Genomic DNA, 22,297 nt, shown 5'->3' with positions numbered 1-22,297 from the left:
GGCACCGCGTCCAGCGCGAGTTCGCCCGTTGCCGTGTCCGCTTTACCAGGCAAATCGCCGAGCGTTCGCCGCCGCCTCGCCGCGCTGCTTTACGAAGCGCTGCTGCTGTTCGGCGTCGTGTTTATCGCGGGGTATCTGTTCAGCACGCTCACGCAGCAGCGCAACGGGCTCACGCATCACAACGTGATGGCGACGTGGATCGGGCTCGTCGTCGGCCTGTATTTCGTGTGGTTCTGGACCCACGGCGGCCAGACGCTGCCGATGAAAACCTGGCGCCTGCGCGTCGTCACGGCGAATGGCGCGCCGCTCTCCGCGTGGCGCGCCGTCGGCCGCTATCTGCTGGCGTGGCTATGGTTTCTGCCGCCGCTCGCGCTTCATCCGCTGCTCGGGTTGCGCTTACCGCAAACTCTTGCGATCGCCGGAATCTGGTTCGTGCTGTGGGCGGCCACGGGGCGCCTCGGCGGGAGCCGCCAGTTTCTGCATGACCGGCTCGCCGGCACGCGCGTGATCGAAGTCGCGCGCTAGACATTGCACGCGCGCGTCGCGCAGTCGACCGCGCACTGAACCGCGCATCCACCACGCGAAGCAAACGCTTCGCTATCGCCTGATCTCGCATCACATCGCATCACCTCCCATCGCTCCCGCAGTAATAAGAACTTCTCGTGACTGTCACGGCACCGTCACGCGTGGTAGGCCCAATACGGGCACTGCAACTCGACGCGTGAGCCATGGACTCCAAAACGTCCGCGACTTCCCTGTTCCGCCAGACCGGCCCGAGCGTCGACCCCGTCGCGTTCCGTCCGGAATCCAGCCCTAGCCACGGCTTCGCGCTGCCCGCCGTGCCCCAGCCGATCGACACCGAGACGCCGCAACACGACGACGAGCACGCCGAGCCGCACCGCTACCGCACGATCTGGCTGTCGGACATCCACCTCGGCTCGAGCGGCTGCCAGGCGCCGTATCTGCTCGACTTCCTGCGCCATAACGAGTCGGAATACCTGTATCTGGTGGGCGACATCATCGACGGCTGGCAGTTGAAGAAAGGCTGGTACTGGCCGCAGGCGCACAACGACGTCGTGCAGAAGGTGCTGCGCAAGGCGCGCAAAGGCACGCAAGTGATCTACGTGCCCGGCAATCACGACGAAGCCGCGCGCCAGTTCTGCGACCTCGCGTTCGGCGACATCCACGTGCGCGGCGAGGCGTTTCACACGACGCTCGCCGGCAAGCGCCTGTGGATCGTCCACGGCGATCTGTTCGACGGCGTGATCCAGCACGCGAAATGGCTCGCGTATCTGGGCGACACGCTCTACACGATGATCCTGATCCTGAACCGCTGGTTCAACCGCATCCGCAGCCGGCTCGGCTTTCCATACTGGTCGCTGTCGCAATACCTGAAGCACCAGGTCAAGAACGCGGTGAACTTCATCTCGTCGTTCGAACGCGTGATGACCGACGAAGCGCGCCGCCGCGGCTGCGACGGCGTGGTCTGCGGACACATCCACAAAGCCGAGATTCGCGACATCGACGGCGTGCTGTATTGCAACGACGGCGACTGGGTCGAAAGCCTGTCGGCGCTCGTCGAAACCTATGAAGGCGAACTCAAGGTGATCTACTGGACCGCGATGCGCAGCCCGCAAGCCGGCGTGCAAAAAGCCCGGGCGACCGCCTGACGCAACGCCGCTCTCCAGTCCGCTGGGCCGAATCGACGAACCATCCGAGGAGCAAACCGATGAAGATCATGATCGTCACCGACGCATGGGAACCGCAGGTCAACGGCGTCGTGCGCACGCTCAAGAACACCACGCGCGAGCTGACCGAACTCGGCCATCGCGTCGATCTGCTGACGCCGCTCGAATTCAGGACGATTCCGTGCCCGACGTATCCCGAGATCCGCTTGTCGCTGATGCCGCGCCGCAAGCTGCGTCAGCGTATCGGCGAGTTCGAACCGGACGCGCTGCATATCGCGACCGAAGGTCCGCTCGGCATGGCCGCGCGCGCCTACGCGATCCAGCACAAGCTGCCGTTCACGACCGCTTATCACACGCGCTTTCCCGAGTATGTGCAGGCGCGCTTCGGCATTCCGCTCGCCGCGACGTACAAGTTCCTGCACTGGTTCCACAAGCCGTCGCTCGCGGTGATGGCGCCGACGCCCGTGGTCAGGAACGACCTCGAGAAATTCGGCTTCACGAACGTCGTGCTGTGGACACGCGGCGTCGATCTCGAGATTTTTCATCCGATGGACTCGAAGGTGCTCAACACCGCACGGCCGATCTTTCTGTATGTGGGGCGTGTGGCCGTCGAGAAAAACGTCGAGGCATTCTTGAAGCTCGATTTGCCGGGCTCGAAGTGGGTTGCCGGCGAAGGCCCCGCGCTCGCGGAACTGAAGTCGCGCTATCCGCAAGCGAATTATCTCGGCGTGCTGTCGCAGGCTGAACTCGCGAAAGTCTACGCGGCCGCCGATGTGTTCGTGTTCCCGAGCCGCACCGATACGTTCGGGCTCGTGCTGCTCGAGGCGCTCGCCTGCGGCACGCCGGTAGCGGCGTATCCGGTCACCGGCCCGATTGACGTGCTCGGCGACGGCGGCGCCGGCGCGATGGACGAAGACCTGCGCGAAGCGTGTCTCGAAGCGCTGAAGATCGACCGCGCGCATGCACGCGCGTGGGCCGAGCGCTTCTCGTGGGCCGCGGCCTCCGAGCAATTCGCCGCGCATCTGAAGCCGTTGCCGCGCGCGTCGTATCGCGAGGAAAGCGCAGCCGCGTGACGCGGCGCGCCGGGTTGTCCATGCGAAGCCGATCTTCTCCTGCAAGCCGCGCGTCCGTGAACGGCGCGCTGCGCGCCGCGCACGCCGGCAGCGATGCTCACGACGCTCGCGTCAACCATGACGACCGCGACGACCGCGACGACCATGATGACCACGAAGCCGCGAGCGTCGAGCCGTTCGATAGCATTAGCGAGTCCGCCGTCATGAATCATGCAGAAGCCCATCGCATGAGCGGCCACGAAGGCCACGCTCGCCACAGCCGCCTTGACGGCGACGGCGACGAAAACGCCGGCATCAACCGGCACGGCTCACACGCCGCAGCCGAAATCCAGCACGAGCCGCTCAGCCCCGACGATCCGCTCGCGCCGCTGCCGTTCAATCCGTACAAGGGCAATCGCGGCCTCACCCGCGCGTGGCACGCGATGAAAAACTCGCTCGCGGGTTTTCGCGTGGCGATCCGCGAGGAAAGCGCGTTTCGTCAGGAGCTGACGCTGGCCGCGATTCTGCTGCCGTGCGGCGTGCTGGTTCCGGTTGAGCCCGTCTCGCGCGTGTTGCTGCTCGGCTCGGTGCTGCTCGTGCTGATTGTCGAACTGCTGAATTCGAGCGTGGAAGCGGCCATCGACCGTATCTCGCTCGAGCGGCACGAGCTGTCGCGCCGCGCGAAAGACCTGGGCAGCGCCGCGGTGATGGTCGCGCTCGGCATGTGCGTGATGACGTGGGGGCTGATCGTCGGCCCGCTCGGCGTTGATTGGGTGAAAGCGTGGCTGTGAAGCTCATGGAAACCCTGAGTACCCGCTAGAGATTCGAACGCTCGGTTTATAATCGTCCGGCAGTCTTAAAAAACAGCAACCGCGTCCGGGTGGACCTACAGCAGCGGCACGCCGCCGCGCGCCCAACCCGGCGTAACCAGGGCCGGACGACATGGAAGCCAAACCTCCCCGCCGCACGCGCGAACGGATACTCGAACTGTCGTTGAAACTGTTCAACGAAATCGGCGAGCCGAACGTCACGACGACGACAATCGCCGAGGAAATGGAAATCAGTCCAGGCAACCTGTACTACCACTTCCGCAACAAAGACGACATCATCAACAGCATCTTCAGCCAGTTCGAGCAGGAGATCGAAAAGCGTCTGCGTTTTCCCGACGACCATCGCGCGACCATCGACGAAATGTGGTCCTATCTGCAGTACATGGTCGATTTCACGTGGCGCTATCGCTTCCTGTATCGCGATCTGAACGATCTGCTCGCACGCAACCGCACGCTCGAAACGCACTTCAAGCAGATCATCAGCCATAAGGTGCGCTTTGCGAGCCAGTTCTGCGATCAGCTCGTGGCCGACGGCGAAATGGTCGCCACGCCGGACGAGTTGCAGGTGATCGCCACGAACATCGGTGTGATCGCAACGTACTGGCTGTCGTATCAGTTCGTGATGAATCCGCGCAAATACAACGAGCAGGAGACGATTCGCGCGGAACTGCATCAGGTGAGCGTGCAGATCGTGTCGTTGATGGCGCCTTATCTGCGCGGCCGCTCACGGCAAATTTTCGACGATCTCGTATCGGGCAAGCTCGAGAAACGCGAGTTCTACGACTATCTGCCGCCGAAGGAAGGCGCCGCGCCTCGCAACGAATAGGACGTTTTTCATGAAGTCGGTGTGTGTGTATTGCGGCTCCGCGAATGGAGCCAAACCGTTGTATGCAGAGGCCGCGCGTGCGTTCGGCCGCGCGCTGGTCGAAGCCGATCTGGCGCTTGTGTATGGCGGCGGCAAGGTCGGGCTGATGGGCGTGATCGCCGACACGGTGATGGCCGAAGGCGGCCGCGCGATCGGCGTGATTCCCGAGCTGCTGGTCAACAAGGAAGTCGGTCATAACGGCCTGACGGAGTTGCACGTCGTGCCCGACATGCATCATCGCAAGAAGATGATGGCCGATCTCTCGGATGCGTTTGTCGCGATGCCGGGCGGCGCGGGCACGCTCGAAGAGTTCTTCGAGGTCTACACGTGGGCGCAGCTCGGCTACCACCACAAGCCGGTGGCGCTGCTCAATATCGACGGCTTTTACGATCCGTTGATGAAGCTCTTGCAGCACACGGTGGACGAAGGCTTCATGCGGCAGACGTATGTCGATATCCTGCAGATCGACTCCGATGCGGCCACGCTGATCGGCAAGCTGCAACGGTATCAGCCGCCGGTTGCGGATAAGTGGGCGGTTAAGCGGGAAGCGGTTTGAGCGGGGGCGGCTGCGCTTGCGGCTGAGAGCGCCGCGGGTTTCTCCGTGCGTTCTCGGCTTTGCTCTCGTTTTTTAGCTTCGCTTTCTGCCTCGCTTTTCGTTGGGTTTTTTCCCGCTGCGTTTTGTCCCGCTGCGTTTCCAGCGCTCACTCTACTTGGCATGTCGAGGTTGCGATGACTCAAACCGTTCTCATCACCGGCGGCAGCCGCGGCATCGGCCGCGCGACCGCGCGCTTGCTCGGCGCGCGCGGCTGGTCGGTGGGCGTGAACTACGCGCGGAATCTCGCGGCCGCCGAGGAAACCGTCGCTGAAGTCGAGCGAGCCGGCGGACGCGCGCTGCCGATTGCCGGCGACGTCGCAAACGAAGCCGACGTCATCGCCATGTTCGACGCGGTCGTGCAGAAATTCGGCCGGCTCGACGCGCTCGTCAACAACGCGGGCATCGTCGCGCCGTCCATGCCGCTTGCCGATATGGATCTCGCACGCCTCACGCGCATGTTCGACGTCAACGTGCTCGGCGCCTATCTGTGCGCGCGCGAAGCCGCGCGGTGCATGTCGACGGATCGCGGCGGCGTGGGCGGCGTGATCGTGAATGTGTCGTCGGCGGCGGCGCGTTTGGGTTCGCCCAACGAATACGTCGACTACGCAGGCTCCAAAGGCGCAGTCGATACGATGACGCTCGGCCTCGCGAAGGAACTCGGGCCGCGCGGCGTGCGTGTCAATGCAGTGCGGCCTGGGCTCATCGATACCGAAATCCACGCGAGCGGCGGCAAGCCCGAGCGTGCGGCGCAACTCGGCGCGGCGACGCCATTGGGCCGTCCGGGCCGGGCTGATGAAGTGGCTGAGACCATCGTGTGGTTGTTGAGTGACGCCGCGTCGTATGTCACTGGGGCGGTTGTGGATGTCGCTGGGGGGCGTTAGGCGGCGGGGGTTGGTCTGCTGTTGTTCGGCGTTCGTTCTTTCGCCTTCGTTCTTTCGCCTTCGTTCTTTCGCCTCGTTCTTCCGCCTTCGTTCTTTCGCCTTCGTTCTTTCGCCTTCGTTCCGCATTTCTTCCGCGTTTCGTTGCAATCTTTCCGGTTTTTTTTCGCCTTACTTCGGCGCTCTTTCTGCAATGCATTCGGCTTTTCTCCGCCTCCGTTAAGCGCTCCTTCCGCCTCCGTTAAGCGCTCCTTCCTCATCCCTTCCGCCCTCTTTCCGCTCTCCGTCCGTCGGCTCACGCGGCGCTCCTAGATAAGCCTCGCGTTGCTTCCACTGCCCGCTATATCCACCGCCACGACAGGCGCAATCGCCGCATCCGTGCGGCGTCGCACGTGTAATCGGTCGTAATAATCGGAGACTACAATCGCGGGAATCGCGCGGCCTCGTGCGACGCAAGCCAGAACATCGTGCGCGCGATGCTGCCGCGCACCGCGACCAGAGATTCGTTTCATGCAAGAAAAACCTTCCGCACCGTGGCGCAACGGGAACGCCGCGGCAGCGGTGTCCGCGCCGGCCGGCGTTGTCGATAGCGCGCCGCAAGCGCGCGTGGCCAGCGTTATCGACAGCGCACAGCAGGCACACATGGCCAGCCTCATCGACAACGCGCCGCAAGCGCACATGGCCGGTCTCATCGACAGTGCCGAGCATGCGCGCTCGGCCGACCTTGCCGCAAACAGTCCCAATACGGCCCAAGCCCTGACCGCCGAGGCCGCGGCCCCAGCCCGACCAGCCAAGCCCTCCAAACCTCACGCACCCGCCGCAGGCAACGAACCCACCATCGGCTCACCGCCGGCGGACCACTCAAACGACAGCAACAGCAACGGCAACAGCCGCGCCCCGCGCTGGCACGCGCTCAGCGCCTCACGCCCGCTAACGTACCTGATCGCCCTCGCCATCCTCTGCGCGTGGCTGCTGCCCGGCACCTTGGGACACGATCCGTGGAAGCAGGACGAAACCTACACGTTCGGCATCGTCCAGCACATGCTCGACACCGGCGATCTCGTCGTGCCGACCAACGCCGGCCAGCCGTTCGTCGAAAAACCGCCTGTCTACGACTGGGTGGCCGCGGGCCTCGCATGGATGTTCGGCCGCTACCTGCCCTTGCACGACGCGGCGCGGCTCGCGAGTGCGCTGTTCGCGGGCCTGACGGTCTACTACACCGCCCGCGTCGCGCGCCGCGCGGTGAATGCGCCGAGCTGGTTCGACGTGCGCGTGATCGGCACGCTGGCGCTGTTCGGCGGCACGCTCGTCGTCGTCAAGCACGTGCACGACATGATGACCGACGTCGCGTTGATGGCCGGCGCGGCGATCGGCTTCTGCGGATTGTTCGAACTCGTGCTCGCGCATCTTCATTACGACGGCGATCAAGACCGCCTTTCCGCCGACGCCGCACGCGAGCGCCGGCACGCGATCCTGAGCGGCGCGGCGATGTTCGGCGCGGGCGTCGGCGTATCGTTTCTCGCCAAGGGCCTGTTTGTGCCGCTGGTTTTCGGCGCGACCGTCTGCGCAGTGTTCGCGCTCTACCGCGCGTGCCGCAGCCGCAGTTTCGCCGCCGCGCTCGGCGTCGCGGCGCTCGTCTGCACGCCGTTCGCGCTGATCTGGCCGATCTGCTTCTATCTGCGCTCCGAGGCGCTCTTCAAGGTGTGGCTGTGGGATAACAACGTCGGCCGCTTTTTTGGTTTTTCGGTTGCCGAACTCGGCTCCGAAAGCGAAAGCCGGCTCTTCGTGCTGCGCACGGTCCTAAGCGTCGGCTTCCCAGTCGCGCCGCTTGCGCTGGCCGCGCTCGCCGGCGGCGCATGGCGGCGCTGGCGCGATCCGCGCGTCGCGTTGCCGGCGATCTTCGCGGGTGTCGGCTTCGCCGTGCTGCAAAGCTCGGCGACGATCCGCGAGCTGTACATCCTGCCGTTCATCGCGCCGCTCGCATTGCTGGCAATGCAAGGCGTCGAGCGCCTGCCGCCGCGTCTGCATGTAGTGTGGGACATGGCGAGCCGCGTGCTGTTCGGCAGCGTGGCGGCGCTCGCGTGGATCGTGTGGTCGATCATGAGCAGTCCCGCGAACACGCATGCTTCGCTGCACCGCCTCGGCCGATGGCTGCCGCTCGACTGGGTATTGCCGATGAAACCCGCGCTGATCGCGGCTGCGTTGTTAATGACGCTCGGCTGGCTCTGGCTGCTGCCCGCCTTCAAGTACGCGGGCAAATGGCGCGGTGTGCTGAGCTGGTGCGCGGGCGCGATCGTCGCGTGGGGACTCGTGAGCACGCTGCTGCTGCCGTGGCTCGACTACGCGAAAAGCTACCGCTCGGTGTTCGAGAACCTCGGCGCCGCGCTGAGCGCGCAATGGAACGACGGCGATTGCATGGCGAGCGTCGGGTTCGGCGAATCCGAGGCGCCGATGCTCGACTACTACACGGACATCGAGCATCAGCCGACCGCGAACCCGCGCACGACCGAGTGCACATGGCTGATCGTCGAAAGCCGCCGCAACAACGCACTTCAACCGACGGGCGACTGGCGGCTATTCTGGTCGGGCGCGCGTCCCGGCGATACCGACGAGTTGTTGCGCGTCTTTGTGCGCACGCCGACGGTGCCGGCTGCGGTTGACGGTCGGTAACCAGACGCCGGGCGGCGCTGTGCGGCACGCCGCTAACTACCGCGCGCCCGCTTCCTCGCCCGCCGCGACTGAAACGACGACCCTGGCTCGCGCAAAAACGCGATTTCCTCCGCCGTCGATTCCCGTCCAAGCAGCGCATTGCGATGCGGAAAGCGCCCAAAGCGCTCGACGATCTCCGCATGCCTAACGGCGAACGAATAATACGACTCGCCACCAGGCTCCCCGGCGAGCGCTTTAAAAAGACGCAGCGACTCCCGCTGGCTCGCCGGCGCCTCGTCGTGTCCGAACGGCAGATAGGCAAACGCGCGATGATGCGCGCTCGGCAACAGCCGATCCGCACCGCTCGCCACCATCTGCTGCGCGATCTCCAACGCTTTGTGATCGGCGGCAAACGCACGCGCCGTGTCGCGATGGCAGTTGCGCGAAAACTGATCGAGCACGATCACGAGCGCAAGCGCGCCGAGCGGCGTGGCCGTCCAACTGTCGAGGCGCGAGTCGCGCGCCGCATCGATAAGGGTTCCGAAACGTTCGCGCAGCATCGCGTCGAACGATTCGTCGGCGGAAAACCACTGCTTGCGCGCCTCGCCGAAGCCCGGCGCATCGGGCGCGCCGAACCAGCAGTCGAGCACCTCGCGCGCTCGCGGATCGAGCGCGCTGTAAGCGGCGAGATCCGCCGGCGTGCGAGGCGGCGCCGCGCGTTCAGCGTCAACCATTGCGGTTGCGCATCCAGTCGGCCGTCTCGAAGAACGAACCAAGCAGGCGCTCTCTGAGCGGCTCGGCAAGCCCGACGTCTTCCATCGCCCAGGCCATGCAGCGCAGCCACTGATCGCGTTCGCTCGATGCAATCGCGAACGGCAAATGCCGCGCGCGCAACCGCGGATGCCCGAAGCGGCTGATGTAATGATCGGGGCCGCCCAGCCATCCGCACAGAAACCAGAACAGCTTGTCGCGCGAACCGTCCATCGATTCGGGATGCAGCGCGCGAATGCCGGCGAACTCGGCTTCAAGGTCCATCAGGTCGTAAAAACGGTCGACGAGTTCGCGCACGCGCGCTTCGCCGCCGACCAGTTCGAAGGCCGTCGGCTGCGCCGCGGAGACTTCGTTGTCGATCTCACTCATAACCACTCATCAACGGAAAATAATCAGGCGTCCCGCAGCGATTGCAACGCGGGACGCGACAACACATGCCGCAAGCTCAGCCAGCCGCCGACCGACGCACACGCGATGCCGGCCGCGATTCCCGCCGGCAGCAGCCACGGGTTGAAGTCCAGATAGAACTGGAACACGCGCGTGGCCAGAATCCAGCCGATCACCTGCGCGCCGATCGCGGCCATCAGGCCGGCAAGCGCGCCGACCGCGACGAACTCCGCGATCTGCACCGCGCGCACCTGGCGATGCGACGCGCCGAGTGCCCGCAGCAGCGCGGATTCTCGCATACGCTCGTCGCGCGTGCCGGCGAGCGCGGCGTACAGCACCAGCACGCCCGCGGCGAGCGTGAACGCGAACAGGAACTGCACCGCGCCGATCACCTGCTGCAGCACGCGCTGCACCTGCGCGAGAATCGGACCGGTGTCGATGGCCGTGAGGTTCGGATAGGCGGCGATCAGACCGTCGATGGTCGCGCGTTTTTCCGGGGGCAAATGGAAACTGGTGATGAACGTAGCCGGGAAATCCTGCAACGCGGCGGGCGGCATCAGCACGAAGAAGTTGACCTTGAACGAACCCCAGTCGAGCTTGCGCACACTCGTCACGGGCGCGTCGATCTGCAAGCCGGTCACGTCGAAACGCAGCACATCGCCGGGCTTCACGTTGATGAGCTTCGCCAGGCCTTCTTCGATCGAAATCTGCGGAGCCTTCGTGTCGCCGTACCAGGTGCCGGCGGAAATGCGATTGTCGTCCGGCAACTGCGTCGTGTACGACAGATTGAATTCGCGGTCGACGAGCCGTCGCGCGTCGTCGCCCTTGAACGAATCCGGATTGACCGGCTTGCCGTTGATCGCGGTGAGCCGGCCGCGCACCATCGGCGAGAGCACCGTGCCGGGCACGCCGTGCGTGTCGAGATAGTGCGTGACCGGTTCGCGCTGATCCGGCTGAATGTCGATGATGAATTCGTTCGGCGCATCGGGCGGCGTCGATTTGCGCCAGCCGGCCACGAGGTCGTTGCGCGTCATCGCGATCAGCAGCAGGCACATCAGGCCGATGCCGAGCGCCGTGATCTGCAGCGCGCTCGCGCCGCTGCGCCGCTCCAGCGACGCCAGCGCGTAACGCCAGCCGATTCCCGCATTCACGCGCTCGCTGCGCACCGCGCGCGCCGCCGCCCACAGCGCGAGCCGCGCGATGCACGCAAACACCAGGAGCCCGCCCGCGAACCCGCCCGCGACGATGCCGCCGAGCTTCAACTCGCCCGCCGCGACGATCAGGAGCGCCGCGAACAACACGATGCCGAGCGCGTACGCGGCCCACGCGGTGCGCCCCGCCTCGCCCCACTCGCGGCGCAGCACGCGCACCGGCGGCACGCGCGTCAGCGGCAGCAGCGGCGGCAGCGCGAAACCGAGCAGCAGCACGAGACCGGCCGCAATGCCCTGGAGCGCGGGCCATGCCGTCGGGTACGGCAATTCGACGTCGATCAGACTGCCGAGCGACGTCAGCAACGCGAGATGGCCGAGAAAGCCGAGCGCCACGCCGAGCGCGCCGCCCGCCACGCCGACGCCCACGAATTCCAGCGTAAACAGCGCCCGCAGTGTGGACTGACTGACGCCGAGACAGCGCATCGCCGCGCAGCCGTCCAGATGGCGGCGCATGTACCGATGCGCGGCCATCGCAATCGCCACGGCCGCGAGCAGCGCGGTCAACAGCGACACGAGCGTGAGGAAATGACCGGCGCGATCGAGCGTCTGACGCACTTGCGGCTGGCCGTCCTGCAACGATTCGAGCGCGACGCCGCGCATCTTGCCGCCGTCCACCCTGCCGTGTGCGAACTGCGCGAAACGCGCGACCGCTGGATCCGCGCCCGCCACCAGCAGCCGGTACGTCACGCGGCTGCCGAACGTGATGAGGCCGGTGGACTGCACGTCATCGGCGCGCATCATCAGGCGCGGCGAGAAGTTGACGAACGAGAAGCCGCGGTCGAGTTCGCGCGTGATCATCGCGCCGATCGTGAAGCTGCGGTTGCCGACCTTCACGGTGTCGCCAACGCGCACCTTCAGCGCGTCGAGCAATTGCTGATCGACCCACACGGTACCCGGCGGCGGAATGGATTGCGCGGCGCGATCCGCGGCGCCCGGCCCGGGCGCGATGCGCAGCGCGCCGCGCAACGGATAACCCGGCGACACCGCCTTGATCGCGGCAAGCCGCGACACCGGCTGCGCGCCGCTCGAGTTGATCATGCTGGGGAAGATCGCCGTGGTGGCGGTATTCAGGCCGAGCGCCGCGGCCTCGCGCGCGAACTGCGGATCGACCGGATGATCGGCGCGCACGATGAAGTCGGCGGCGATCATGCGTCTCGCGTCGCGCTCCAGGCCCTGATGCAAGCGGTCGGCGAGAAAGCCGACGCTCGCGAGCGCCGCCACGGCGAGCACGAGCGCGAGCAGCAGCATCGTGAGTTCGCCGGCGCGCCAGTCGCGCGCCGTCATGCGCAGCGCCTGGCGCAGCAGATCGCCGACGCTAAAGCGGCGCGCCGCGGGGACGGCGACCCGCGCCGTGGAACGTCCGGCCGTATCGCTCAATCGTGCCTGCTCCTCGCAAGGCGCGACACCATATGCGTCGCCATGCCGCGAAAACCGCCCTGCACGCCGCGCCACAGACGCGGCAAGACCCAGCCGGCGAGCACCAGAAAGCCCACGATCAGCACCAGAAACAGCAGCGGCACGAACAGCGCGAGCAGAATGCCGCCGAACACGAAACCATCTTCAGCCGTCGACGTGACGACGTTCGACACCGGTTCCGGCGACAGATTGATGAGCGCGCGCGTGCCCGCTTTCGTCAGATGCGCGGTGCCCGCGAGCGTGCCGCCCGCGAGCGCGGCGACCGTCAGCAGCGCCGGATCGGCATGGCCCAACGCGCCGGCTGCGAGCACGGCGCCGGCCGGAATGCGGATGAAGGTGTGAATCGCGTCCCATAGCGAATCGAACGCGGGAATCTTGTCGGCGAGAAATTCGGTGACGGTGAGCACGCCCGCCACGCCGATCACCCACGGCGAGGACAGCGCGGACAACGTATCGGGAAGATGAATCAGACCGAGGCGCTCGAACACGCCGGCCAGCAGGACCGTCAGATAGAGGCGCAGGCCGCTGCCCCATGAGAGCCCCGCAGCAAGCGAAAGTGATTCAAGCATGGCCGCCTCCAGGCGCGCTGTGCGTGCCGGGCGCTTCGGGGGCAATCAGGGATGAGCCGCCGCACCGAAGTCGTCAGACCCGCGCCAAGCCGGCCGCGCCGGGCAGGCCGCGGGCAATTTCAGATTGGTTTCCATCTCATTATAGCCACGTTAATTCGCAGAACGCAGAGTGGCTTGCAAATTGGCGGACTATGCAGCAGAGGCAAAGGCCGCGCCGGTAGCGACCGGCGCGTGAGTATGCCGATGCGCGTTCTGATGCAGCGCGCTTAATGCCCGGACGAGAGCTTGAGCCCGATCAGCCCGACGACGATCAGCGCCGCGCTCGCCACGCGCGCGGCCGTGAGCGCTTCACCCATCATCACGATGCCGAAAACGAAGGCGCCGACGGCGCCGATGCCGGTCCAGACCGCGTAGGCCGTGCCGAGCGGCAACTGCCGCATCGCCATCGCAAGCAGGATAAAGCTGCCGAGCGCCGTGACGATGGTGAAGACAGAAGGCCACAGCCGGGTGAAACCGTCGGAACTCTTGAGACCGGCCGCCCACGCGACTTCGAGCAGACCGGCGATGAACAGAAGAATCCAGGACATGAAACAGCTCCATGATCAGATGGGGCCGTCCCCGTTTGTAAATGGCGTAAGGTCGTCCTTACGGTCCGTAATTATAACGACGCCTGCACCATCTTGCTGCGCGCCCGCAAGTCGCCGCCCTGCTCACAGGACGCCGACCAGCCGATAGCCGACGCCCGTCTCCGTGACGATATGCTCGGGCTGCGCCGGATCGCGCTCGAGCTTGCCGCGCAGATGCGCCATATAAATGCGCAGATAGTGATAGCTCTCCACGTGCGACGGCCCCCACACGTCGCGCAACAGTTGCCGGTGCGTCAGCACGCGGCCGGCGTGGCGCACGAGCGTCGCGAGCAGCCGGTATTCGATCGGCGTCAGATGGACCGCCGCGCCGTCGCGCGTGACCTGGCGCAACGCGAGGTCGACGCTCACCGCGCCGAAGCGCACCTGCGGCGATTCGTTCGCGCCGCCCTGATTGCGCCGCCGAAGGTGCGCGCGAATCCGCGCGAGCAGTTCCGAGACGCCGAACGGCTTGGTCAGGTAATCGTCGGCGCCGGCATCGAGCGCCGCGACTTTCTCGCTTTCCTGCGTGCGCGCCGACAGCACGATCACCGGCAGTTCGCTCCAGCCGCGCAATTCGCGGATCACGTCGAGGCCGTCGGTATCGGGCAGGCCGAGATCGACGATCACGAGGTCGGGCTTGCGCGTCGCGGCCTCCACGAGACCCTGCTTGCCGGTCTCGGCGTCATGCACGACGATGCCCTCGTCTTCGAGCGCGGTCCGCACGAAACGGCGGATCTGCTTTTCGTCTTCGATCAGAACGACGGTGATGCTCGGGTCACTCATGGGTCGGTTTGGCAAGCGGGTTCGGGTTCATGTTGTCGGCGGATCGGTCTTCGGCGGATTGGTCTTGCAGTGCGTCGGGCGCATCTGGCGCGTCGGCGGCTTCGGGCAGGTCGGGCACGTCCGGCGGCGTTTCAACCGGCAGCGTAAACCAGAAACGCGCGCCTTCGACGCGGCTGCCCGCCGCCTCGTCCGTTCCCGCCGACATGCGATTCACCGCCCCAATGCTGCCGCCATGCGCTTCGACAATCGCGCGGCAAATCGCGAGACCGAGCCCGATGCCCGGCTTCGCCGATTCCTTCTCGCCGCGCGTGAACTTCTCAAACACGCGAGTCTCCATGCCGGCGGGCAAACCCGGCCCATTATCGTCGATGGTCACGCGCACGAACGACTTGCCGTCCGCGTCGAAACGCTGCGCGCCGATCGTCAACGGCGTGCCCGTCGACGTGTATTTCGCCGCGTTCTCGAAGAGGTTCGAGAAGAGCCGCTCCATCAGCACGGCGTCGAGCTGCAGCAGCGGCAAATCCGCGGCGAGTTCGACCCGCACCGGATGCCCGCTCAGCACGCGCTTGCACGCACGCAGCGCGGCGCCCACGGTTTCCTCGAGCAGCGTCCATTGCCGGTTCAATTGCAGACTGCCCGCCTGCAGGCGCGCCATGTCGAGCAGATTGGTCACGATGCCGGTCATGCGCAGTGCTTCTTCATGGATCGCGTCCACGAGCTCGTCGTCGCGCCGCGCGTCGGCCGCGTGTTCGCGCGATTGCGCCAGCATCGACGAAAAGCCGACGATGGTCGTGAGCGGCGTACGCAAATCGTGCGAAATCGCGGACAGCAACGAGTTTCGCAAACGTTCGGATTCCATATTGACGAGCGCGTCGCGTGCGATGTCCACGTAATGCACGCGCTCGAGCGCGAGCGCGATTTGCGCGGCGAACGCGTCGAGCATGCGCTGCTGCTCCGGCGCGTTCAGCTCGCGCTCGTCGCGCAGCACGGCCGCGAGCACACCGCGCGTGCGCATCGGCGCCTTCAGCGGCAGATACAGCGCGGCTGCGGCCGGCAGGGTGTCGGTGCCGTGGCCGGCCGGCTTCTCGTGATCGTAGACCCACTGGCCGACGTCGGTATCGAGCAGTTCGCCTTCGAGCGTGATGGCCGCGTCGGGGTCTTCGATCTTCTGCTTCACGCGGTCCGCGCTGTCCGGCAACAGGATCGCGACGCGCGCGCCGAACACTTCGCTCACGTGACGGCTGCCGATGCCGACGATCTGCTCGGTGGTCAGCGCCGCCGCGAGTTCGCGCGCCATCGCATACATCGCGCCGGTGCGCTGCTCGCGGCGCCGCGCGATCCGCGCTTCGCGCCGCAAGCTCGACGTGAGATGGCTGATCACGAGCGAAGTCAGCAACATGCCGAAGAACGTCAGCAGATATTGCGTGTCCGACACCGACAACGACAGGCGCGGCGGCACGAAGAAAAAGTCGAACGCGGCGACGCTCATGAACGACAGCAGCACGCCGGGCCCGCGCCCGAGTTTCACCGCCGCGAAAATCACGCCGAGCAGATACAGCATGACGAGGTTCGTCAGATCGATGCGCTCGTTCAGTTGGCTCGCCACCGCGGTGATGCCCGCGCATATCGCGAGCGCCCAACCGTACGCACGCGGCGGCGAGCGGCGCTCGCGCGCGGCGCTCAACGCGTCGCGCCATGCGTTGGCCGTCGTGCTCAGCAGGCGGCGCTCGTGGTCGCCGCCGCTATCGGACGAAGCGCGAATCAGCGTGACGTCCGCATGACCGCCGTGTTCGGCGAGACGCTCACCAAGCGGCCGGCGCAGCCAGCGCCGGATGCCGGTGCGTGCCGATGCGCCCGCCACCAGCTTCGACACATTGCGCGCCTGCGCATAACCGGTCAGCGCGGCCACCGCGTCAGCGCCCGCGAGCGTCGCCGTTTCCGCGCCGAGTTCCGCGGCGAGCTTCAATGCGTTGAGCGTGCGTTCGCGGCGCGCGTCGGGCAAACGCTGCAGCGCGGGCGTTTCGACATACACGGCGATCCAGTCGGCCTTGAGGCTCGCGGCAAGACGCGCCGCCGCGCGCACCAGCATCGGCGCTTCGGGACCGGGGCCGACGCACACCAGCAAGCGCTCACGCGCCTGCCAGATTCGCTCGATTGAACGGTCCGCGCGATATTCACGCATTTGCGCGTCGACGCGATCGGCCGTACGTCGCAAGGCAAGCTCGCGCAGCGCGATCAGATTGCCTTTGCGAAAGAAGTTGCGCACCGCGCGCTCGGCCTGCTGCGCGAGATACACCTTGCCGTCGCGCATGCGATCGAGCAATTCCTCGGCGGGCAGATCGACCAGCGTGACTTCGTCGGCGCGATCGAACACGCGGTCGGGCACCGTCTCCCACACGCGAATGCCGGTGATCTGCCCCACCACGTCGTTCAGACTTTCGAGGTGCTGAACGTTGACGGTCGTGTACACATCAATGCCGGCGTCGAGCAGTTCATACACGTCCTGCCAGCGCTTCAGATGCCGCGCGCCTTGCACATTCGAATGCGCGAGTTCGTCGACGAGTATCAGTTGCGGCTTGCGGGCCAGCGCCGCGTCGAGGTCGAACTCGCCGAGCTTGCGGCCGCGATACTCGATGTGCGCGAGCGGCAGCACGTCGAGACCTTCGAGCAGCGCCGCCGTTTCGCCACGCCCATGCGTTTCGGCGATGCCGACGACCACGTCCGCACCTTCGTCGCGACGGCGACGCGCCGCCTGCAACATCGCATACGTCTTGCCGACGCCCGCCGATGCGCCGAAGAAAATCTTCAGCTTGCCGCGCTGACGCTTTTGTTCGTCGCGCTGCAGCTTGTCGAGCAGTTCGTCAGGATCGGGGCGGTTCATGCGTGAATGCTTTGATGTTTTGATGGTGGGCGCGCGGCGGTGCGTGCAATGGTGGCACGGCGGCGGCCCGGCCGCAAATCAGATGCAAATGGGCTTGTGGCCGAAGCCGCGTGCAATCGCCGGCATTGTGCGTCAGCGACGCGCTCAGCCGCGCTTCATCTCATCCAGCGCAAGATTCAGTTGCAGCACGTTCACGCGCCGCTCGCCGAGCATGCCCAATTGCCGCCCGCTCGTATAACGGTCGACCAGCGCCTCTACTTCGTTCGGCGCAAGTCCGCGCGCTTTCGCGACGCGTCCGATCTGATACGCGGCAGCCGCCGGGCTGATCTCAGGATCGAGTCCGCTTCCCGACGATGTCACGAGATCGACCGGCACAGGTGCCGACATGTCGGTGCCCGCTGCCTTCAACGCGTCGATGCGGCCTTTGACTTCATCGAGCAACGCCGGATTCGTCGGCCCGAGGTTCGAGCCGCCCGAAGCCTGCGCGTTATACGGCATCGGGCTCGTCGCCGACAGCCGTCCCCAGAAGTACTGCGGCGCGTCGAACTGCTGACCGATCAGCTTCGAGCCGACGACCTTGCCGTCGCGCTCGATCAGACTGCCGTTCGCCTGGTCGCGAAAGAGCGTTTGACCCACTGCGGTCATCACCGCCGGATAAGCGAGACCGGTCACGGCGCTCAGCACCGCAAAAATAACGAGCAACGGACGCAACAAATTCTTCATGACGATCACTCCTTCAAGACAAGCCGCTTCAAACCCAGCCGAATGCGGCCAGCACCATATCGATCAACTTGATGCCGATGAACGGCACCACGATTCCGCCGAGTCCGTACACGAGCAGATTGCGTCGCAACAGAACGGCCGCGCCGAGCGCGCGATAGCGCACGCCCTTTAGCGCGAGCGGAATCAGCAGCACGATGATCAGCGCATTGAAAATCACCGCCGACATGATCGCGGACGCGGGCGTCGCGAGATGCATGACGTTCAGCGCATTGAGCGCCGGGTAGGTGGTCGCGAACGCGGCCGGAATGATCGCGAAGTACTTCGCGAGATCGTTGGCAATCGAGAACGTGGTGAGCGAGCCGCGCGTCATCAGCATCTGCTTGCCGATCTCGACAATCTCGATCAGCTTGGTCGGATTCGAATCGAGGTCGACCATGTTGCCCGCTTCTTTCGCGGCCTGCGTGCCGGTGTTCATTGCGACGGCGACGTCGGCCTGCGCGAGCGCAGGTGCGTCGTTGGTGCCGTCGCCGGTCATCGCCACGAGCCGGCCTTCGGCCTGGTGCGCGCGAATCGTCGCGAGCTTCGCCTCGGGCGTGGCTTCCGCGAGGAAATCATCGACGCCGGCTTCCGCCGCAATCGCCGCAGCCGTCAGCCGGTTGTCGCCCGTCACCATCACGGTCTTGATGCCCATTTTGCGCAGCTCGGCAAAGCGCTCCTTGATGCCGCCTTTGACCACGTCCTTCAACTCGATCACGCCGAGCACGCGCGCGCCCTGCTCGCCTTTCTCCGCGACCACGAGCGGCGTGCTGCCGCGCCGCGCGACCTCGGCCACCGCCTGACTGACTTCGTTCGGAAAACGGCCGCCGTTGGCTTCGACGTAATGCTTGACCGCGTCCGCGGCGCCCTTGCGAATCTCGCGGCGAGACGCATCGGCAGACGTGCCTTTTGGTGCAAGATCGACGCCGCTCATCCGTGTTTGCGCGGTGAACGCGAGAAACTCCGCGTGCAGCGAGGCCATATCGCGCTGCCGGATATTGAAGCGCTGCTTCGCCAGCACGACGATGCTGCGGCCTTCAGGCGTTTCGTCGGCCAGCGACGAAAGCTGCGCCGCGTCCGCGAGCGCTTCTTCCGTGAGTCCAGGCGCGGGAATGAAGAGCGACGCCTGACGGTTGCCGAGCGTGATCGTGCCGGTCTTGTCGAGCAGCAGCACGTCGACGTCGCCGGCCGCTTCGACCGCGCGGCCCGAGGTCGCGATCACGTTCGCCTGCATCATGCGGCTCATGCCGGCCACGCCGATCGCCGACAACAATCCGCCGATGGTGGTCGGAATCAGGCACACGAGCAGCGCGACCAATGCGGTAATCGTCACCACGTGGCCCGCCGAATTGGTCAGATGCGCGGCTTCCACGGAGAACATCGAGAACGGCAACAGCGTCGCGGTTGCGAGCAGCATCACGATCGTCAGCGCGACCAGCAGGATGGTCAGCGCGATTTCGTTCGGCGTCTTCTGACGCTTCGCGCCTTCGACCATTGCGATCATGCGGTCGAGAAACGCCTCGCCGGGATTCGCCGTGACGCGCACGACGATCCAGTCGGACAGCACGCGCGTGCCGCCCGTCACCGACGAAAAGTCGCCGCCCGACTCGCGAATCACGGGCGCGGATTCGCCCGTAATCGCCGATTCGTCGACGGATGCGACGCCGTCGACCACTTCGCCGTCGGCGGGAATCACGTCGCCGGTTTCGATCAGCACCACGTCGCCGCGGCGCAAGTCCGAGGCCGTGACAATGCGGATCGGCGACTTCGGATGCGGCTCGTTGAGCTTTTTCGCCATCACGTCTTTCTTCGCGCTGCGAAGCGACGCGGCCTGCGCTTTCGAGCGGCCTTCCGCGAGGGCTTCGGCGAAGTTCGCGAACAGCACCGTGAACCACAGCCACAGCGTGACCGCGAGAATGAAACCCGCGGGCGCCTCGGCCTGGCCGGCGAGCGCGGCGATCCAGAGAACCGTCGTCAGAATACTGCCCACGTACACGCAGAACATCACCGGGTTGCGGAATTGCGTGCGCGGCGTGAGCTTCCTGAATGAATCCGCGATCGCCGGGCGCAGCAGCGCCGGGTCGAACATGGACATCGTTGCATTGTGTTCAGTCATTGAATCCTCGAATGTCGCGTTGACTCATGGCCGCGTCAATGCGCGCCCATCATCATCAGATGTTCGACGCCGGGCCCGAGCGCAAGCGCGGGCACGTACGTCAGCGCGCCGACCAGCAGCACCGTGCCGAGCAACAGCACGACGAAAAGCGGCCCATGCGTCGGCAATGTGCCGCCCGTCACGCCGATGCGCTTCTTTGCGGCGAGCGAGCCGGCAATCGCGAGCACGGGAACGATCGTGCCGAAGCGGCCGAACCACATCGCGATGGCGGTCAGCCAGTTGTAGAACGGCGTGCCCACCGTGAGGCCCGCGAACGCGCTGCCGTTGTTGTTCGCCGCCGAGCTGAACGCGTAGAGGATTTCGGAGAAGCCGTGCGGGCCCGGATTGGCGATGCCGGCCTTGCCCGCTTCGCTCAGCACCGCGATCGACGTGCCCACCAGCACGAGCAGCGGCGTCAGCAGCACGACGATGGAGACCATCTTCATCTCATACGCTTCGATCTTCTTGCCGACATACTCGGGCGTGCGGCCGATCATCAAACCCGCGACGAACACCGCGAGCAGCGCGAACACGAGCATGCCGTAAAGACCCGAGCCCACACCGCCGAAGATGACCTCGCCAAGCTGCATCAACAGCAGCGGATAGAGGCCGCCGATCGGCGTCAACGAGTCGTGCGTATTCGCGACTGCGCCGCACGAAGCCGCCGTCGTCGCAATCGTGAAGATGCCGGATTGGGCGATACCGAAGCGCGTTTCCTTGCCCTCGGCGTTGCCGCCCGACTGCATCGCGTTCGCCGACTGATCGACGTGCAACGCGGCGAACGCCGGATTGCCGCTCTGTTCGGCGCCGATTTCACCGAACACGCAGACGCCGAATGCAATCGTCATCGCGGCCAGCACCGCGACGCCCTGCTTGCGATCCGCGATCATGCGGCCGAACACCAAAGCGAGCGCAGACGGAATGATCAGGATGGCGAAGATTTGCAGGAAGTTCGAGAACGGCGTCGGGTTTTCATACGGATGCGCCGAATTGCCGTTGAAGAAACCGCCGCCATTCGTGCCGATCATCTTGATCGCTTCCTGCGACGCAACCGGGCCCATCGCGATGGTCTGCGTTTTAACCGGCGTGTCGACCGTCAGCGCATTGCCCTTGGCATCCTTCAACGGATTGCCTTGCGCGTCGAGTTTCGGCGCGGCGTAGGTCGTCGTCTGCAACGTGGGAATGTCTTCGTAACTCTTGAAGTTCTGGATCACGCCCTGGCTCATCAGCAGCGCGGCAAACACGACCGACATCGGCAGCAGCACGTAAAGCGTCACGCGCGTCAGGTCGACCCAGAAGTTGCCGATGGTTTGCGCGGTATGGCGCGCGAAGCCGCGAATCAGCGCGATCACGACGACGATGCCGGTTGCCGCCGACAAGAAGTTCTGCACGGTCAGGCCAAGCATCTGCGTGAGATAACCGACTGTCTGCTCCGGCGTGTAGTCCTGCCAGTTCGTGTTGGTCACGAAACTGACCGCCGTATTGAACGCACCGTCGACGGTCATCGCGCCAAGCTGCTGCGGATTGCCGGGCAGCCAGCCCTGCACGCGCAACAGCGCATAGAGAAACACGACGCCCAGCGCGTTGAACGCGATCACCGCGACCGCGTAATGCTTCCAGCTCATTTCGCTCGACGGATCGACGCCGGCCGCGCGATACAACAGGCGCTCGATTGGTCCGCCGACGCGCAGCACGCGCGAACTCCCGTCCATCACGCCGCAGAGATAGCGCGACAGCGGCACGGCCGCAGCGAGCAGCACGACGATAAAGAGCCCGGCTTGCAGGACATTGTTCGAATTCATTCGATGTCCTCCGCGCGCAACAGCGCATAGACCAGGTACGCGAACAGCAGCGCGGTCGCCGCACCCGACATCCACAGCATCCAGTTCATGAGCGCGCCCCCTGTCTGCGGGAGAGCAGCAGCTTCTCGCAACCGGCGATCAATGCAAAGGTCAGCGCGGCAAAGAGCGCGATGGCTCCGACGTACAGCACATCCATTGTTGTTCTCCATTGACGGACTTTGGATAGCCGCAACGATAGGCGCGCGCGCGTAAAGGCCCGATCAAAGCTTGTACAGGCCGTATAAAAATCGCGTAAACGGAGAGACTCGCAATGCAAAAGGGCCGCTCCATCGCGAGATGGAGCGGCCCTTCCTGTGAAACGCGAAACTTCGGGAAAACTA

20 protein-coding genes are annotated in these 22,297 nt (G+C 65.4%); 8 read left to right on the top strand and 12 right to left on the bottom strand.

Features of this window, described 5'->3' with window-relative positions; genetic code table 11:
• Positions 1-33: 33 nt before the first annotated feature.
• From CUJ91_RS05785 to CUJ91_RS05750, 8 genes are all read left to right on the top strand, one after another.
• Complete coding sequence (locus CUJ91_RS05785) at positions 34-525, top strand: RDD family protein (RefSeq protein WP_114156690.1); 492 nt, start codon at positions 34-36, stop codon at positions 523-525.
• Positions 526-728: 203 nt separating this feature from the next.
• The gene (locus CUJ91_RS05780) at positions 729-1,670 is read left to right on the top strand and encodes a UDP-2,3-diacylglucosamine diphosphatase (RefSeq protein ID WP_006048226.1); all 942 of its coding nucleotides are present in this window, start codon (positions 729-731) and stop codon (positions 1,668-1,670) included.
• Between the two features lie 59 nt (positions 1,671-1,729).
• Positions 1,730-2,761, top strand: a complete 1,032-nt coding sequence (locus CUJ91_RS05775) for a glycosyltransferase family 4 protein (RefSeq protein WP_006048227.1) — start codon at positions 1,730-1,732, stop codon at positions 2,759-2,761.
• Between the two features lie 20 nt (positions 2,762-2,781).
• The gene (locus tag CUJ91_RS05770; protein ID WP_114156021.1) at positions 2,782-3,531 is read left to right on the top strand and encodes a diacylglycerol kinase; all 750 of its coding nucleotides are present in this window, start codon (positions 2,782-2,784) and stop codon (positions 3,529-3,531) included.
• Positions 3,532-3,682: 151 nt separating this feature from the next.
• Positions 3,683-4,396 carry a TetR/AcrR family transcriptional regulator gene (locus CUJ91_RS05765; protein ID WP_006048229.1) on the top strand — a complete coding sequence of 238 codons (714 nt, stop codon included), beginning with the start codon at positions 3,683-3,685 and terminating at the stop codon, positions 4,394-4,396.
• Between the two features lie 10 nt (positions 4,397-4,406).
• Entirely contained in the window at positions 4,407-4,991 is a 585-nt protein-coding gene (locus tag CUJ91_RS05760; RefSeq protein ID WP_006048230.1) for an LOG family protein, read from the top strand.
• Between the two features lie 173 nt (positions 4,992-5,164).
• The gene (locus CUJ91_RS05755) at positions 5,165-5,911 is read left to right on the top strand and encodes an SDR family oxidoreductase (RefSeq protein WP_114156020.1); all 747 of its coding nucleotides are present in this window, start codon (positions 5,165-5,167) and stop codon (positions 5,909-5,911) included.
• 507 nt (positions 5,912-6,418) lie between these two features.
• Entirely contained in the window at positions 6,419-8,578 is a 2,160-nt protein-coding gene (locus CUJ91_RS05750) for an ArnT family glycosyltransferase (protein WP_114156019.1), read from the top strand.
• A gap of 32 nt (positions 8,579-8,610) precedes the next feature.
• On the opposite strand, the gene CUJ91_RS05745 is transcribed toward CUJ91_RS05750, so the two are convergent.
• The 12 genes from CUJ91_RS05745 to CUJ91_RS05690 form a co-directional block, all read right to left on the bottom strand.
• Entirely contained in the window at positions 8,611-9,291 is a 681-nt protein-coding gene (locus CUJ91_RS05745) for a DUF924 family protein (protein ID WP_114156018.1), read from the bottom strand.
• Entirely contained in the window at positions 9,284-9,697 is a 414-nt protein-coding gene (locus tag CUJ91_RS05740; RefSeq protein ID WP_114156017.1) for a group II truncated hemoglobin, read from the bottom strand. The genes CUJ91_RS05745 and CUJ91_RS05740 overlap by 8 nt, the downstream gene beginning before the upstream one ends.
• Positions 9,698-9,720: 23 nt before the next feature.
• Positions 9,721-12,303, bottom strand: coding sequence for an ABC transporter permease (locus CUJ91_RS05735; RefSeq protein ID WP_114156016.1), 2,583 nt, complete (start codon positions 12,301-12,303; stop codon positions 9,721-9,723).
• Entirely contained in the window at positions 12,300-12,911 is a 612-nt protein-coding gene (locus CUJ91_RS05730) for a DUF4126 domain-containing protein (protein ID WP_006048236.1), read from the bottom strand. The genes CUJ91_RS05735 and CUJ91_RS05730 overlap by 4 nt, the downstream gene beginning before the upstream one ends.
• Before the next feature lie 266 nt (positions 12,912-13,177).
• Complete coding sequence (gene sugE / locus CUJ91_RS05725) at positions 13,178-13,498, bottom strand: quaternary ammonium compound efflux SMR transporter SugE (protein ID WP_006048237.1); 321 nt, start codon at positions 13,496-13,498, stop codon at positions 13,178-13,180.
• 123 nt (positions 13,499-13,621) lie between these two features.
• Positions 13,622-14,320: a two-component system response regulator KdpE gene (gene kdpE / locus CUJ91_RS05720; protein WP_053857805.1), complete on the bottom strand. Its 699-nt coding sequence runs from the start codon at positions 14,318-14,320 to the stop codon at positions 13,622-13,624.
• Positions 14,313-17,201, bottom strand: a complete 2,889-nt coding sequence (locus CUJ91_RS05715) for a sensor histidine kinase (RefSeq protein WP_029969825.1) — start codon at positions 17,199-17,201, stop codon at positions 14,313-14,315. Before CUJ91_RS05715 ends, kdpE begins: the two co-directional genes overlap by 8 nt.
• 144 nt (positions 17,202-17,345) lie before the next feature.
• Complete coding sequence (kdpC, locus tag CUJ91_RS05710; RefSeq protein WP_006048240.1) at positions 17,346-17,924, bottom strand: potassium-transporting ATPase subunit KdpC; 579 nt, start codon at positions 17,922-17,924, stop codon at positions 17,346-17,348.
• Between the two features lie 28 nt (positions 17,925-17,952).
• The gene (kdpB, locus tag CUJ91_RS05705; protein WP_114156015.1) at positions 17,953-20,076 is read right to left on the bottom strand and encodes a potassium-transporting ATPase subunit KdpB; all 2,124 of its coding nucleotides are present in this window, start codon (positions 20,074-20,076) and stop codon (positions 17,953-17,955) included.
• 35 nt (positions 20,077-20,111) lie between these two features.
• Entirely contained in the window at positions 20,112-21,917 is a 1,806-nt protein-coding gene (gene kdpA / locus CUJ91_RS05700; protein WP_114156014.1) for a potassium-transporting ATPase subunit KdpA, read from the bottom strand.
• Complete coding sequence (kdpF, locus tag CUJ91_RS05695) at positions 21,914-22,006, bottom strand: K(+)-transporting ATPase subunit F (protein WP_006048244.1); 93 nt, start codon at positions 22,004-22,006, stop codon at positions 21,914-21,916. The genes kdpA and kdpF overlap by 4 nt, the downstream gene beginning before the upstream one ends.
• On the bottom strand, positions 22,003-22,113 hold the full coding sequence (locus tag CUJ91_RS05690; RefSeq protein WP_006048245.1) for a hypothetical protein: 111 nt from the start codon (positions 22,111-22,113) through the stop codon (positions 22,003-22,005). Before CUJ91_RS05690 ends, kdpF begins: the two co-directional genes overlap by 4 nt.
• Positions 22,114-22,297 lie beyond the last annotated feature (184 nt).

This window comes from Paraburkholderia graminis (assembly GCF_003330785.1).
Classification (GTDB): domain Bacteria; phylum Pseudomonadota; class Gammaproteobacteria; order Burkholderiales; family Burkholderiaceae; genus Paraburkholderia; species Paraburkholderia graminis.
Note: the sequence above shows the minus strand (reverse complement) of the source record. Positions and strands in the feature narration are given on the sequence as shown.

Coding starts and splice junctions, on each gene's coding strand:
- CUJ91_RS05780 (WP_006048226.1), top strand. CDS start 729: ATGGACTCCAAAACGTCCGCGACTTCCCTGTTCCGCCAGACCGGCCCG.
- CUJ91_RS05775 (WP_006048227.1), top strand. CDS start 1,730: ATGAAGATCATGATCGTCACCGACGCATGGGAACCGCAGGTCAACGGC.
- CUJ91_RS05770 (WP_114156021.1), top strand. CDS start 2,782: ATGCGAAGCCGATCTTCTCCTGCAAGCCGCGCGTCCGTGAACGGCGCG.
- CUJ91_RS05765 (WP_006048229.1), top strand. CDS start 3,683: ATGGAAGCCAAACCTCCCCGCCGCACGCGCGAACGGATACTCGAACTG.
- CUJ91_RS05760 (WP_006048230.1), top strand. CDS start 4,407: ATGAAGTCGGTGTGTGTGTATTGCGGCTCCGCGAATGGAGCCAAACCG.
- CUJ91_RS05755 (WP_114156020.1), top strand. CDS start 5,165: ATGACTCAAACCGTTCTCATCACCGGCGGCAGCCGCGGCATCGGCCGC.
- CUJ91_RS05750 (WP_114156019.1), top strand. CDS start 6,419: ATGCAAGAAAAACCTTCCGCACCGTGGCGCAACGGGAACGCCGCGGCA.
- CUJ91_RS05745 (WP_114156018.1), bottom strand. CDS start 9,291: ATGGTTGACGCTGAACGCGCGGCGCCGCCTCGCACGCCGGCGGATCTC.
- CUJ91_RS05740 (WP_114156017.1), bottom strand. CDS start 9,697: ATGAGTGAGATCGACAACGAAGTCTCCGCGGCGCAGCCGACGGCCTTC.
- CUJ91_RS05730 (WP_006048236.1), bottom strand. CDS start 12,911: ATGCTTGAATCACTTTCGCTTGCTGCGGGGCTCTCATGGGGCAGCGGC.
- sugE (WP_006048237.1), bottom strand. CDS start 13,498: ATGTCCTGGATTCTTCTGTTCATCGCCGGTCTGCTCGAAGTCGCGTGG.
- kdpE (WP_053857805.1), bottom strand. CDS start 14,320: ATGAGTGACCCGAGCATCACCGTCGTTCTGATCGAAGACGAAAAGCAG.
- CUJ91_RS05715 (WP_029969825.1), bottom strand. CDS start 17,201: ATGAACCGCCCCGATCCTGACGAACTGCTCGACAAGCTGCAGCGCGAC.
- kdpC (WP_006048240.1), bottom strand. CDS start 17,924: ATGAAGAATTTGTTGCGTCCGTTGCTCGTTATTTTTGCGGTGCTGAGC.
- kdpB (WP_114156015.1), bottom strand. CDS start 20,076: ATGACTGAACACAATGCAACGATGTCCATGTTCGACCCGGCGCTGCTG.
- kdpA (WP_114156014.1), bottom strand. CDS start 21,917: ATGAATTCGAACAATGTCCTGCAAGCCGGGCTCTTTATCGTCGTGCTG.
- kdpF (WP_006048244.1), bottom strand. CDS start 22,006: ATGAACTGGATGCTGTGGATGTCGGGTGCGGCGACCGCGCTGCTGTTC.
- CUJ91_RS05690 (WP_006048245.1), bottom strand. CDS start 22,113: ATGGATGTGCTGTACGTCGGAGCCATCGCGCTCTTTGCCGCGCTGACC.